This is a genomic window from Nostoc sp. C052 (assembly GCF_013393905.1).
GTDB lineage: Bacteria > Cyanobacteriota > Cyanobacteriia > Cyanobacteriales > Nostocaceae > Nostoc.
In genome coordinates this window covers 7,375,307-7,389,742 of the sequence record NZ_CP040272.1, presented here as the reverse complement: position 1 = coordinate 7,389,742, position 14,436 = coordinate 7,375,307, and the positions used below count along the sequence as shown (strand labels likewise).

At 41.6% G+C, this 14,436-nt stretch carries 11 protein-coding genes; 3 read left to right on the top strand and 8 right to left on the bottom strand.

The genetic code is table 11. From position 1 onward, the window contains the following. Window positions 1–17 precede the first annotated feature (17 nt). Window positions 18–2,087, bottom strand: a complete 2,070-nt coding sequence (locus FD723_RS30480; RefSeq protein WP_179068683.1) for a tetratricopeptide repeat protein — start codon at window positions 2,085–2,087, stop codon at window positions 18–20. Window positions 2,088–2,398: 311 nt separating this feature from the next. On the opposite strand from FD723_RS30480, the gene FD723_RS30475 reads away from it, so the two are divergent. Both FD723_RS30475 and FD723_RS30470 read left to right on the top strand, forming a co-directional pair. After that, window positions 2,399–2,659: a hypothetical protein gene (locus FD723_RS30475; RefSeq protein ID WP_179068682.1), complete on the top strand. Its 261-nt coding sequence runs from the start codon at window positions 2,399–2,401 to the stop codon at window positions 2,657–2,659. Between the two features lie 259 nt (window positions 2,660–2,918). Next, window positions 2,919–3,578, top strand: a complete 660-nt coding sequence (locus tag FD723_RS30470; RefSeq protein ID WP_179068681.1) for a class I SAM-dependent methyltransferase — start codon at window positions 2,919–2,921, stop codon at window positions 3,576–3,578. A 72-nt stretch (window positions 3,579–3,650) separates the two neighbouring features. Here the strand turns inward: FD723_RS30470 and FD723_RS30465 are convergent, their stop codons facing one another. Beyond that, a complete protein-coding gene (locus tag FD723_RS30465; RefSeq protein ID WP_179068680.1) occupies window positions 3,651–4,607 on the bottom strand; it encodes an aldo/keto reductase in 957 nt (318 codons plus the stop codon). A 135-nt stretch (window positions 4,608–4,742) separates the two neighbouring features. Between FD723_RS30465 and FD723_RS30460 the strand changes: the two genes are divergently transcribed. Beyond that, a complete protein-coding gene (locus FD723_RS30460; RefSeq protein WP_218651767.1) occupies window positions 4,743–5,225 on the top strand; it encodes an SDR family NAD(P)-dependent oxidoreductase in 483 nt (160 codons plus the stop codon). Window positions 5,226–5,309: 84 nt separating this feature from the next. On the opposite strand, the gene FD723_RS30455 is transcribed toward FD723_RS30460, so the two are convergent. The 6 genes from FD723_RS30455 to FD723_RS30430 all read right to left on the bottom strand — a co-directional run bounded on the left by FD723_RS30455 (window position 5,310) and on the right by FD723_RS30430 (window position 14,400). Beyond that, on the bottom strand, window positions 5,310–6,353 hold the full coding sequence (locus FD723_RS30455) for a cyanophycinase (RefSeq protein ID WP_179068679.1): 1,044 nt from the start codon (window positions 6,351–6,353) through the stop codon (window positions 5,310–5,312). A gap of 443 nt (window positions 6,354–6,796) precedes the next feature. Next, a complete protein-coding gene (locus FD723_RS30450) occupies window positions 6,797–8,047 on the bottom strand; it encodes a cupin domain-containing protein (RefSeq protein ID WP_179068678.1) in 1,251 nt (416 codons plus the stop codon). 152 nt (window positions 8,048–8,199) lie between these two features. Continuing rightward, the gene (locus FD723_RS30445; protein ID WP_179068677.1) at window positions 8,200–9,342 is read right to left on the bottom strand and encodes a cupin domain-containing protein; all 1,143 of its coding nucleotides are present in this window, start codon (window positions 9,340–9,342) and stop codon (window positions 8,200–8,202) included. A 4-nt stretch (window positions 9,343–9,346) separates the two neighbouring features. Then, window positions 9,347–11,188 carry a GMC family oxidoreductase gene (locus FD723_RS30440; RefSeq protein ID WP_179068676.1) on the bottom strand — a complete coding sequence of 614 codons (1,842 nt, stop codon included), beginning with the start codon at window positions 11,186–11,188 and terminating at the stop codon, window positions 9,347–9,349. 23 nt (window positions 11,189–11,211) lie between these two features. Next, complete coding sequence (locus tag FD723_RS30435; RefSeq protein WP_179068675.1) at window positions 11,212–12,285, bottom strand: gluconate 2-dehydrogenase subunit 3 family protein; 1,074 nt, start codon at window positions 12,283–12,285, stop codon at window positions 11,212–11,214. 240 nt (window positions 12,286–12,525) lie between these two features. Continuing rightward, the gene (locus FD723_RS30430) at window positions 12,526–14,400 is read right to left on the bottom strand and encodes an alpha-amylase family glycosyl hydrolase (RefSeq protein ID WP_179068674.1); all 1,875 of its coding nucleotides are present in this window, start codon (window positions 14,398–14,400) and stop codon (window positions 12,526–12,528) included. Between the last annotated feature and the right edge of the window lie 36 nt (window positions 14,401–14,436).

Genomic DNA, 14,436 nt, shown 5'->3' with positions numbered 1-14,436 from the left:
CAATGCATTTTAGATTTTTATTCTGTAACTAAGAGCTTAAAGCGCTCATCATCGGCAATCTCATCAAAATCTAGGTCGGTTGCTGCGTCTTCTTTATACCTGGGATCGAGTTCAATTGCTTGTTGTAGAGTCAGCAAAGAGCGTTCAACTTGTCTTTGCAGTGCGTAACAGGCTGCTTTGTTGTAATGGGCACTGGCATAATCTGACTTAATTTCTAAGGCTTTGTTAAAACTAGCGATCGCTTCATCATCGCGTCCCAATCTCACTAAAGTATAACCGCGTTTATCCCAGATTTTGGGAGAATTGGGCTGGAATTCTAAAGCTCTATCCAAAGAGACTATTGCCTCTTCATATTGTTCTAATGCTATTAGAGAAAGACCGCAATTCAACCAAGCAACGGCATCATCAGGTTTGATTTGTGTAGCTTTCTCAAATGAAGCAAAGGCTTTCTGATGTTGTTGTAAGTTTCCCAAAGCAACGCCGCGATCGCACCAAGCTTGATGATAATCTGGCTGAATCTGAATAGCGCGATCGTAGGACGAAATTGCATCTTTGTAGCGTTTTAACCTTCCGAGAGTTAGACCTCGTTTTAACCAAGCCACAGGTTCATCAGTTTGGATTTTAAGCGCTTGGTTGTAAGCTGCGATCGCATCTTCATAGCGCCTTTGAGAAAACAAGGCATCTCCCTGTTTTACATACTCATCAGCAGTCAATTCTGGTTGTTGTGGCTGTTCCTGTATTTCTTCTTCAACTTCAAAATTCACTACCTCTGGAACAGATTCAGGTATAACTTCAGTTAATTCTTGAAGGATGAGATTCTTTCTTTCTTGAGCATCTAACTGTAACTCAGAGAGTTGAGAGACAAACTCAGTTTCTAATCTTTCTAACTTCTCCAAAATTAGAATCTTTTGTTGTTGAGCATTCCATTGTAATTCTGAGAACTGCGAAGTAAATTCAGAACCAGATTTCTCTAAATTTTCAATAATTAGCTCTTTGCTCTTTTGAACATCTATTTGCAACTCTGATAGCTGAACCGCAAACTCTGATTGTAATGCTCCCAAATTTTCAACAATTTTATTTTTTTGCTCAATAGCACCTATTTGTAATTCAGATAATTGAAATTTCAATTCTTTATCGAATATTCTTAAATTTTCCAGCGTGATATATTTTTGGTTTTGAGCATCTATCTGTAATTCAGATAATTTTTCAGCAAATTCTGACTGCAATTTATTTAAGTTTTCAAAAGCTATATCTCTTTGCTTTTGAGCATCAGACTGCCATTCAGAAAGTTGAGATGTTAACTCAGACTTTGATACTTCTAAATCAGCAATAACTAATTCTTGCTGTTGTTGTACACCTAACTTTAAATCAGCTAGTTCTTCTGCTATGACAGATGCTAATTTTCCGAGATTCTCCAGTGCTATATCTCTTTTTTGTTGATAATACAATTCTAAATTAGATAGACTAGAAGCAAATTTAGACTCTAAATTTTCTATATTTTCTTGAGATTTTTGGAGTTCAGCTTCTAATCTACCTAATACCTGTGATTTAGCTAAATCTAGCTCAGATGTAAAAATAGATACATTCTCTTGTTCACTTTTAATTTTTTGTTGTAAAGCAATAGTTTCCTGTTCTAATTCATAATTTATTTTTTTAGCTTCTTGAACAACATTTTCAGCCTCTTCTTTAACAGTGGTAAGCTGATTTTGTAATTTTTCCATCCCCTGTAGTTGTTGCATTGCCCTATCAACAATTTCACGAATTACCGTTCGTCGCAGAAGCCATAACGAGGCTAGGACTGCAATGGGAAATAGACTCAATATAACTAGCCAAACATCAAATAAGATAGTTGTACGGCTAAAAGCACTATTAAGATCGGATTGGACTTGCTGTTGAATTCGCTTTTCCGTTCGTAGTCGTGCTAGTTCTTCCCGTTCCTGATTCGATAACACCGGAGTAGTAGTTAATACTGGATTAGGTGATGGTGCAGATTGTCCACTGGCAATTCCAACGGATAACAGTAAGGGGAAAAAAACAATAGTGCTTTTGACAATTAAAGTGAAAACAGCTTGATTTTTGCTCTTCATAACAACCATCTCAGTCTGTTGGTCAGTTTTTGAAGCGGCGTGCCTCTTTTCAATCTATAACAGAATTAAGTAGTGAAATGTTGTAGAGGCAATGATAAATGCTGAACAATCCTTAACTAATTTGTTTCTTCGTACTTTATTGTACATACAACTTCAGTAGTGGAGTGTAGTCATTTTTGGGATTACTATTATAACATTACTTAAGTTGTACCTACTGCCAAAGAGGTAAAAAACCAATTGGCACTAGCGTTAGATTATCTAGGGTAAGCAGATTACTCATCCGAAAATTAACTTAACAAAGGCGGTAGAAAATGGGTCGCATCAATCCTTATACACTGCAATTGCAGATTACCCGAATGTTTGAACAAGGGCAATCATTTTTTGCCACAACCAAGGTACAGGAATGGTTAAAAGAACACAAACATAATCCAGAAGATTATGACATTATCTTCCATAAAAAACCCGCGCCTCCTGGTTCTAAAGAAGTGATGGTAGTCGAAATTGAATTACGACGTAAAGATGGACAACCTGTAGATCCTTGGTTGCAAGAACAAGCAAATCTCCATGCTTGATTTTAGCAACAAGCAATTTTCAATTTAAATCTACACTATCTATCACAGAATTTACAAAAATGGAGTGTTCCCAATTGTGGAACGCTCTTTATTATCTTTAGATGGAGCATAAATATCTTTTAAAGTATCTAAAGTTAATCCGAATCACCCTATTAGGTGAATCTAATGGGTGAGGCATAAAAAATACAAAATATAGTACCTTGAGTCTATAAATGGTTGCTTGGCACAGCAATTCATAGACTCAAAATTTAGGAAGTAGATGATGACTGTAAACCAACTTATGGGAGATTCACCAAATCAGATTTATGGCAATTTTGGTAAGCGCTTTTTTGCCTGGATGATGGCTAAAACTAGCGGTAAGTATGATAAAATTGTCAGTGTTCGCAAACGTTCTCTTTTTGCGAATCTCCAAGGTAAAGTATTAGAAATTGGCCCAGGAACAGGCCCTAATTTACCCTACTACCCTAAAGATATCCACTGGATAGGAATTGAGCCAAACCCACATACCCATTCTTATCTCAAAAAACAGGCAGAAAAACTTAATTTAAACATCGACCTCCGCATTGGTAATGCAGAATGGTTAGATGCAGAAGATAACAGCATAGATACTGTTGTTAGTACATTAGTTTTGTGTTCAGTGCCGAATATAGACTATACATTACAGGCAATTTTAAGAGTACTGAAACCAGGTGGACGCTTCTTATTTATTGAACACGTTGCTGCACCTCAAGGAAGTTTATTGCGACAACTGCAAAACAGAATTAGTCCGATTTGGAAAGTAATCGGTGATGGTTGTCATCCAGATAGAGAAACTTGGATAGCTTTAGAAAATGCTGGTTTTAGCAGCATCAATTATGAGAGATTTGATGCAAAATTGCCGATTGTTAGTCCTCATATTATTGGCGTAGCGACAAAGTGAAAAAACTGTTTGGGGTTGCGGAATAAAATTATAAATAACCCCACAGCTTGAGCGGTGGAGTTATTCATAATTTTAGGGATTCTCGCGCAAGAAATCAGCAATCTTGTCTAATTCCTGTTGATTGAGGCGAAATTCCCCAGCACCAATGATTCCTTCCACCTGCTTGGCATTACGTCCGCCAACGATCGCAGCTGTCACCGCCGGATTGTTTAAAGTCCAAGCGATCGCTACTTCACCCGGCGAGCGATCGTGTTGTTCACCAATATGTTGCAACACCTCCACCAGCTTCAGGTTACGAAATAGGCGTGGCTCCTGAAATTCACTACTATTCTTACGCCAATCATCATCTGGCAAATTAGCAACTCGCTCAGGTGTAATCGCTCCTGTGAGCAAGCCAGACTGCATCGGTGAATACACAATCACGCCGATATTATTTTCCTTAGCAAAAGGCAGAATTTCCTTTTCGACATCGCGCTTCACCAGAGAATAAGGCGGTTGCAATGACGTAATTGGGGCAATTTTCTGAATACGTTTCAACTGTTCTACATTGAAGTTTGAAACCCCGATATAGCGAACCTTCCCCTCATCCTTGAGTTTTGCCAGAGTTGTCCAGCCTTCTTCAATGTCTGAGTCAGGGTTGGGCCAGTGGATCTGGTAAAGATCAATGGTTTCAATATCAAGTCGGTGCAGACTATCTTCAACCTCCCGCCGCACCGAATCCGCCTTTAAGCTGCGACCAATTTCGCCCTTTTCATCCCAAATCATTGAGCATTTCGTGAAAATGTAGGGGCGACTAGATCGACCTTTGAGCGCTTTAGCAACAACCTCTTCCGAATGTCCTAGACCATAAACAGCTGCGGTATCAATCCAATTAATGCCGAGATCGAGAGCGCGATTGATCGCTTCAATGGATTCCCGATCGTCCTGTGTTCCCCAACCAAAAGCCCATCCACCTCCACCAATTGCCCAGGCACCAAAGCCAATTGGGGTAATGTGAAGCTCTGAATTACCAAGCTGTTTGGTTTGCATATCTACCTTCTTCAAGAATTTTTGAGTCAATTGCTAGTTTAAGCTGCAAATATTTGCTCAACAGCTATCTGAAGTATGAATTACTACTAGTGCAAACACAAGAGGCAAGTATTGCTTGTGTAGCATCACTAAATCTTGAATGTTGTATTGATACACATACTAAGTGAGAGCGATCGCCTTCCCCCTAGTCAAGTTGAGGTTGAAACGCTGCGACACACTTATGAAACAAATGTATTTGGAGTGTTTGCAGTTACAAAAACGTTCTTACCGTTGTTAAAAAAATCAAAAGCAGGGCGAATAGTAAATTTATCAAGTGGTTTAGGTTCTCTAACAAAAAACTCTGATCCCAATTATGAATTTGCTAATTTTAAGCTTCTTGCTTACAACTCATCAAAAACAGCAGTGAATGCAATCACAGTTTTGTTGGCTGCTGAACTTAAAGATACTGCAATTAAAGTTAATGCTGCTGACCCTGGTTTTACCGCAACAGACATTAACCAATATCAAGGTTATCGCACTGTTGAGCAAGGAGCGATCGCAGCAGTAAGACTTGCTACTCTGCCTGATGATGGTTCTAGCGGAGGGTTTTTTGACGAAAATGGCGTGCTTCCTTGGTAGAAAGTAGGAGAAATTGAGCCTCAGAAGGTCAACGTCGAGCCTCAAAAGGTCAACTTCGACCCTCAGAAGGTCAACATTCAAATTTTAATAAGGATTTGAATCAATCCGTCCCTTTTTAACACTCCTGAGATAGTACCCAGAGGTTGGTCTGTTTCTTAAGTTGAAGGTGTCACCACTGCGAACTTTCCAAATTTTGTAATTGGAAAAGGTCAAAGGCTTTCGGGGTTCGCATACTTCCGGCTGATGATTGCCAAGTACAAAATACGCCGCACCCCTACCCATAACTTTCACCAAACCGTTTTTATCCACAAGAACCGATGTACTTTCACTAACCGCTATGCCTAAAACACTGCTAGATACACCATCCTTAATTTGACGGGCAATAAAAGTCATAATTCGACCCATCCTTTCTCGCCTGTCAAAGTGTGTGTCTACAATAGTTCCCTTCAAATTACTCCAATTGAAAAAGTTGTAAGTAAAAGTAATGTCCCGGTAAGGATCTTCGAGTGCGTCTCTAGTTTCGATGCCTTTTTCGGAAGAAGCGCAAGCATCATACACACAATCACTTTGGATCATTGCACCCGCACTAGTGCCACCAATACCACCTCCCTTCAGGTAAACTGACTTAACGGCGGTTTCAAGCTTGGTATCTTTCCAGTTGCGGATATACTGACATTGGTCGCCACCAGCAAAGAAAACTACATCAGCATTTCGGACTTTTTCAAAAATCTCGGATTTGTTTGCTTCTTGTCTACTGCTAACCACAAGAGTTTCTACAAAGTTTACGCCCTTCATGGCATAAATTAGCCGATTGTAATCGTGATTACCACTCGTGCGGATAACTACAACATTAACTTTGTTGTTGGAGTTACTACTTCCCCGAACTTGGTTAATCATCCACTGGATAGCATCATCGACATCGGGGCCACCCCCACCCAAACTCAGAACTGGCCCCCCTAAGGAAGGACGGATATCATTGGAGGGAGAGGGACGGACATCAACAGTGTCACCCAGGAAGTAGCGTTTCCAGTTTTCGATAAAACGGGTTATTAGGAAGGTTCCCATCTTCAACAACTTGATTCCTATATTTTTCAAGCGCCTTGCTATGCTTGGGAATGCCTTTGTCATACTAAGCTTCTAGAGCAAACTGCAATTATTGCTAGGCTGTGACGCATTTTGATAGCTTATTTATTCGTGAAATTCGTCCTTTGTTATTAGTCATTTATCAGTCACCTTTTGTAAATAATCAATAACAAATGACAGTCTTGACGAAAAATGTGCAATCTAGACGCGCCTTAGCTTAACTGTCGCACTAGTGAGGGTAAAATTTCCAGCGTACAGGTCTTGTACTGTTTTTTAACGCAAAATAGCGCAGAGTAATCATTAATTCTCTGCGCTACTGTGCCAAAATCTCCACATTGCTTGTAGCGTTTAATTCCAGCCAGATGAAATCTAAAATAGACTGGTACCGCAAGGCAGAAGTCAAAAGAATTGTATTCCAAGCTCTTGCGCCATTTGAAATGGTATGTTTATTTACGCCGTGCTGTACTAGTCATGCTACCAAAATTGCATTAATCATAACCCCCAAACATAAACAGAGAAACTTGTTCATCAGTAGCATTCATTAAAGCGTGGAGATTACCACCTTTGAGCATGGCAAAGTGTCCAGATTGTAGTGTACGGATTTCAAAGCAGCGTTCTCGCTCTGGCATTTTGCACCAATCACCTACTACCATAAAGCCTTGGCCATCCATCATCAGAAAAACTTCCTGATTATCACGATGGCGATGTAAACCAATGCCACAGCTAGGATTGAGGACGTGTAAATCTATGTAATCTACGGCAAAGAATCGTTCAAAACCGTTGCCATGATTTTTAGTACCAAAGGCGTTGAAGTTCCATGATTCTAACTGGCGACCCAATTCTGGTTTACTGGAGTAGCGCCCATAATTAGACATCAAATTGCGATATTCCAAAAAGCCAACACCACCGTGAGGGTTAGGACTGATACCTGTTCCCAAAAAGTGATCCCATCCCCGGAGGATCATGTTGAATTCGTAGTGGTAGTTTGCTCCATTTTGGGAGTCCCAAATTTTTTCGCTAAAATCTGCCCAAGCAAGTTCCACGTGGAGGGGTAATACAGGATGCATTGTATTTGTGGGGGCAACGTCCAGTATATAGCGATCGCTTAATACTTCTCGGTTGAAGTCCGCGATGCTGCCATGTACTAAATCAGTCCGTACCTGGAGTTCGCCGCGATCAAAGGCATTGCGTCCCTTGTCGTCTAGCTGACTTCGCAGATCGTTGCCTGGATAACCCCAAAACTCAATTTCATAGCGATCGCTCAGGGGATTATACGGCACTACAAGCAAAGTCGGAGTTGCTACACCTGCCACTTTAATCCAGAGTTTAATTTTTTCTCCTAGTTTATGGTTGGTTGCAACAGATAATTTAGTATCAGGGCCGCCACGGTAAGAAACTCGCAAAAATGGCCCTGTCCAGTCTCCCACTGTCACCAAACCCCGAATTAAAAAGGTGTCAGTACTAACGAAATCCTTGACATTTTGCTTTTGGAAATCTGTTTTATTGTCCTGCTGAGTTGGATCGAGAATATTTGCATCATTTCCCTGAGGCCCATATAAAACTAGGGATTCATAGGGAAATAAATACTGAAACTCCCCAGTTAAATAAAAATCACGTTCCGCCGCTAGTTGAGAGCGTTCGAGAAAGTTTAACAACTTCAGTAGCGGATTACCCCGACTATACTCAGGCGGGGTATTGGGATCAACTTTAAAAACACTGTCAGAATGAAGGATAAACATGGCAAAAATGGGTCAAAGAATTTTGGATTTTGGATTTAAGATTGACCCCATACTTGAAAGTAGGGACGTAAAGAATTTTAGATTTTAGATTTTAAATTTTGGATTGGAAATTCAAAATTTAAAAATAACAAATCCCAAATCTAAAATTCGGTTTAGATTGTGTGATACAAGAAAGCAACGAATTTTAGAGGTTGTGTACCAGGGTTACGAATGCCATGCATCCCCCCGCTTTTGGTAAAAATGATGCTACCTGATTTCACCGGCAGTTCTTTAAATTCGCGTTTCCCCAGTCCCATCACTTGACGTTCTACAGTGGGGTATTTGTCGGTTGCTGGATCATCACCGACGCGCATGTAGGCAATACCTTCTCCCTCGGTGATGTAATACAATTCTTCCGTGCCAATATGTTGGTGAGTGCCTTCCACTTTCCCCGGAGGAATTGTTACTTCGTGGAAGAAGATGTTGGAACCACCTAGTTCTCGTTGCACAATCCAGCGCATATCAATAATGTTGTCGTCTCCTCGATCTGGATTGTCGGCATCCATCATGGCATTGCGATAGCGCACAGGCTGAATGTCTGGTGCTTGTAAAAACCAACCGCGTTGGAAGTTGATCAGGTAATTTTGATCCGAGATCGTATTTTGTGGTGAACTAGGTTCTTGGGTGCGGGGTTCTTGGTGCGATCGCGAATAGTCATTATCCCAACAGGCATCAGCATCACTAATTTGGTAGCCAGTGGGTAAATCGCGATCGTTTTCCCGAAATGCCAATTCTATCTGCGTCAGTGCTTTGATATCTTGTAAAGCTGCGTTAAATGCCTTGACTCGCGTAATTGGCCCGTTACGCCCCATCTGATCCAAAATCTGAAAATCGTGGTAGCTGGTGGCGGGAGCTTCTAGGGTTTCCCAAATCTCCACCTCGTAAGCATCAATCCACGGACAATAGTGCAGCTTGACTCTAGACTCTGCTTTTTTGCTTTGATCTTCCGGTAACAGCCTCACCCAAGCAATTACACCATTACTGAGCAACCGCTTTTTCTCGCGTACTTGCTCTACTAAACGACTGGATCTATATTCCAGTCGCAGAAAATTACTGATAAACTTGCCATCGAGATATACTTCTCCCTTCAGAGCATTGATACCCAGGTAGCTACGAACCTCGCGCACATTGTAACGGTAGCGGGGACTGCGGGTAGCGTTGAGGTATTCAGCATGGTAAATGCGATCGGGAAAGAAGACGACTTTGAAAATTTCATTCCACGGATTAGTTTGAATATCGTTAAATGCTGGGTCCATAAAGTTAAAGCCTCTTAAGTAATTCGTCAGCTACCCGAAAAGAATTGGCCTGAATTGTCAAGGTGGGGTTGGCTCCTCCTGAAGTGGGCATAAATGAGCCATCGGTGACGTAGAGGTTATCAAAGTCCCAAGCTTTGCAATTGCGGTCTAGCACTGAATCATTGCGGTCATTACCAAACCTTGCTCCCCCAAGAATATGGTTAGCAATCCGTGCCAAGGCGTTTTCTGCCAGGTACACGCCACCCTGACCTTGAAATTCAAATTTGAATTCGCCGGGAATTGTATTACCACCCAATTTCAAAATCTGGCCACACATTTCAGCCAAGGTGTCCATGAGATATCTGTCGTGACTGTGCCATTGTTTGATGATGTGAGCTACAGGACGACCCCATTTATCTTGAATTGTGGGATGGAGTTCAATCCGATTGGTCTTTAGGGGTACTTGATTGGCCATAAAGCTGACAGATAAACCCCTACCTATGTTGTTGTCCAAAAAGTCAGTCAACCCTTGAGCCGCTAAACTGGTATCTTCAATAAAGCCTTTCCAAAGCGTGTCTAAATCTCGACTACCGTGGGTACGTCCGAGGGAAATAGGCAAGGCTTGATCGGAAGTATTGTTGTAGACTGCTCCACCTGCCCAAAGTCCTCTGCTTTTGAGAAAGTCGTCAGTGGCGCAAGCATCGGTTGCCCAATCAGCATCGAGAGCTAGGGTTTTATCGCTACGGGTGGGCATGAGGGCGCTAGCACCTCCAAAACAGTGGGTAAGGAAGTATTTACCCAGTAAATCATTTTGGTTGATGCGTTTATTGAATTCGGAACTCAGCTGTGCTGACAACTTCAGCAAGCGAATCGATTCAATAGCAGAGCAGGCTACGATTACCAACTTTCCTTGAACAAACCGGGTTTTGCCACTGGGATCGCGGTACACAACTCGGCTGACTTTCGACCCCTCACTTTCTAAATGGGTAACTACGCAGTTGGTGCGAATTTCAAAGTTTGGTAAACTAGCGATCGGGCTGAGTAAAGATACCCAAGTACTCGATTTCACACCCAACGGACAGCCAAAGCGGTTCACATAACTGGTTTTGAGGGTTTCGGGGTCTTTGGGAACTTTGCGCCCACTGGGTTCATGGTCACGGGTAATCACCGCTAGGGGTGTGCGGTAGGGCTTAATCGGCTTACCAGCACCCAATTGTTCACCTAGCTTGTCCATACCCGCTTTCGCATAATTGCTAATTGGGTTAGGTTCTAGGGGCGGTTGATAGCTATCTTTACTAAAAGGCTTGAGTTGGTTGTCAACGGTGCCGTTAAGACCTACAAGGTATTCAGCTTTCACATAGTACGGTTCTAATTCGTCGTAACTAACAGGCCAATCACGCGCTTCTCTCTGGACATCCCCATTCGGGTCATTTTTTAAGTCATTACGTCCAGCATTAAAGCTTTGTAGGCGTAAATCGGTAGGCGTAAACCGCAGGGAAACACCACCATAAAGTTGAGTACCGCCGCCTACTACTTGGGCTGTATAACCTTCGATTGTGGCTCTATCTTGTCCATTGGGATCGCGATAGATATGCGGTTCGTCATTAATATCTGGTTCAACGTGGCTAGAATAAAAGGCTTCATTGAAGTTAGCAACTCCCGGAATACGGATGCGCTTTTCTGGGCCATCAGCAAATAATTCGTCACGCTTAAAGTCACTTAACCCCTGAGGATTCTGATACTGGGGTCTAAATAGCGGGCCTTTTTCCAGGATCAGCACTGATTTCCCAGCCTTGGCTAAAGTGTAGGCAATGGGTGAACCTCCAGCGCCACTACCAATGATCACTACATCAAATTCAGTTTGCATATATGTTCTCCTGAGGAAATCAATTAGCCCCGATAATCGCTGTTAAGTCCAAGGGGTGCTTCTATCGCCCTGCGCCAATCAAATAGGGTTTTGCCGTTCTGATCTCTATATCTTTCTGAGAGATAAGCCCAACCTGTTCCTCCTACGTTGCCACCATATTTCGGATGAGAAAATGCTCCTGAAAATGTGTGCCGACGTAGTAATTGGAGGAAGAAACGAGGTTCTTGGTATTGCTGATAATTCCAACCATTGACTTGGTTAGTAGCCATTTCGTTATACAGGTCGATGTATAACTCTTTAGAGACATTTTTTGGTTCAACGTAGGGATTGCGCTTTCTCAATATTTGGTTAATTTGACCTAAGCAAATTTTGTAATCAATTAAATGATGATTTTCTTCTCTAGCTAAAATGTTGTCAATAAAGTTTGCTGCTCCTACAGATTCATCTAGACGATAAGCATAGGCATACTGCACTTGTTTATCTTGTTTACCCAAAAAATTGTAATAACGGTTCAAAAAGTTTTCCCCTTCCTTGGTTCGGAAAGGCAAAATATGATCTACTAATCGAGTTACGATATCAAATTCCCAATCTTCAAAGTTTAATGGTTCAGTGCATAATTGGGTAAAAAACCGTGACCATAATTGACCGTTATCAAGCTGAGTGCGTTGGGGATTGATTGGGTCTATAATCGCCTGCCCATTGACGATAAATTTATAGGTGTGAAATTGTGCTTTCGGTACCACAATCGATAAAGCATAATATCCTGTGGGTTCGCCAACAAAGTTAACAGGCTTAAGTGGAATTGGCTCATAAAGGTTAGCAAAAGTCCCAATCACAGCAACATCTGTTGGCGGTGTTGCTCCTGGTTGTTGATAGACAAAAGTTACTACGTTGGAAGAATAACTTTTAACAAAATCTTTGCCATCGCTGTAACTATCGATAATCGGAAATCGCCAATTTTCGGCAATGCGAGAGCGAGGATCATCGTTACTCAATTGGCCAAAGTTATGACGGGGATCTTTATTATCTCTGGCGAGAAATTTAGTGCAGTGGTTTAGTACGTACTGGTCGTCTGTTTGTAGAATTTCAATAGCCATTATTTTTTCGTGGTAGATATTTATCAATGGGTTTTGGCGTCACAAAAGTTTTGTAGTGCAGTACTTTTACACCCCTCTTTCATCTATAAAGATCGCTTTTATGAGTTTACTACTCACTTACACAAAAACTCTCTGAAACTCTGATTTTTTTGTATATATGCGCCTTTTAAGATAGCTTTCTCCTTCGGATATCTACGCGAACGGCAAAGCTAACGCATCTACGTTTTTCATAATTTTGCGTCAGTTCGATGATTGAGAGAAAATCAAGACGCTATAAGCCCCAATCCCAACATTGGCACGGAAGGGCATTCCATCGGAATCATTGGGATTGCTGCGATCTGCAAAGGTGTCATAACCAGGATGGTTGCCAAAATCTGGGCTGTAACCATTCCAGTCACTATTAAATCTCACTCTCCAAGTTCCGCCGTTAGGAAAACCCAGACTATAGCGATCGTAGGAGCGATCGCCCATATTCACAACAACCACAACATCATCCCCTACTCCACCCCGATCCCAACGATGGAAGGCGATAACTTTGTCATTATTATTGACATGATGTACATTTACATGCTGTCCAAGTAAACCTCTAGTATTGTTATTCCAGTTGCGGCGTAAACGAATTAGCGACTGATAAAGATTCCAAATACCACTAAATTTATCTTTCTTGCTCCAATCTAAAGTACCAGAATCACTCCAACTTCCCCACTCCAGAAATTCCTGACCTTGAAAAATCATTGGAATTCCAGGAGATGTAAAAACGAGAGCGGCTGCTAACGTAGACCGTTTGCGGGCAAACCAACTATCTGCATTACCACGCCAAATTGCTTCTGGGAGTCTGACTTTGTGGTTAATTTCAGCTACTTCATCATGATTTTCGCTGTAGATAACTCGTTTCCAAGCATCGGTTTCAAACCTCTGCAAAATTGCGTCCCGCACGCTGTACATATTACGGGCGCTATCTGTGGGGGCTACCACTGCATTAAAAATAGAATAATAAAAAAAGCTACCCCATTGAGAATCAAATCCTGCTCCCCCGGCTCCTGTACTACGGTTGATCCATTCGTTGTTTTGCAAGTCTTCCGCAATGGTAATTTTCCACGGCATCTTGCTATCTATTTCATTATTGATCGATTGCATCAAACTCCAGCCTTCAGGAATATCATTTTCCGGCTCGTTGTTCTTGCCGTAAATATTACGAATGTTGACTGTAGAATCAAACCGTAAACCGTCTATTTGATATTCTTCTAGCCACATGAGAACGTTGTCACGGATATATTGCCGCACTTCACGTCGGCCATAATCTGGGCGAGGGCCAAAACCTGTTTGTACACGTCTGTCATTGTAGAAATAGATCCCATCCCCATCATTTTGACTCCAACCATCAAACCGCCGTAGACAATAATCTAGTTCTTTATCACCAAAATGGTTATAAACTACATCGAGAATGATGGCTATGCCAAATTCATGGGCTTTTTTGACAAAGTTTTTAAAGTCATGAGGATCGCCATAATTACTTTCTATATCAAAGGGAAAAGCCGGATTATAGCCTAGAGAATATTCTCCTGGGAAAGCAAAAATCGGCATCAGTTCAATCGCATTGATGCCTAAGTCTTTTAAGATGACTAGTTTATCGATTATTGAACTGAAATTTCCCGGCTTGTTTTTAGTTCTATTAAAAGAAGCTACGTGCATCTCATAAATTACTAATTCATTCCAAGGTGGCATATTGAAGGTATTGTTTCCCCAGTCAAACTTATCTGTGACAATCACACCATCAGCGCCATCATTGTCGAGGACATGTTTGCAGTAGGGATCAGTGCGCCACCATAGAGAATCAGTTGGGATGAAAGATCCTTGAATCAAATAGCGGTACTTTTGGCCTTCTTTAGCTTCAGGAACATCTACAGACCAGTATCCATTATTTTCAGAGGCGAGGGGATTTGCGGTTGTAGACCTATTATTAAAATCTCCAGCCACATAAACTGCTGAAGCAAATGGCGCCCAAACCCGAAAGGCTGTTCCTCCTTCGTAGGGAATAGCTCCCATTCCAGTACGGGTAGAGGCTTTGATCGCAGGTGTACCTAAAGTAACACTTACTTCGGTTGAAAGCGTCATAATTAAATTTATCTCCAGAAGATGACTCAATAGTGA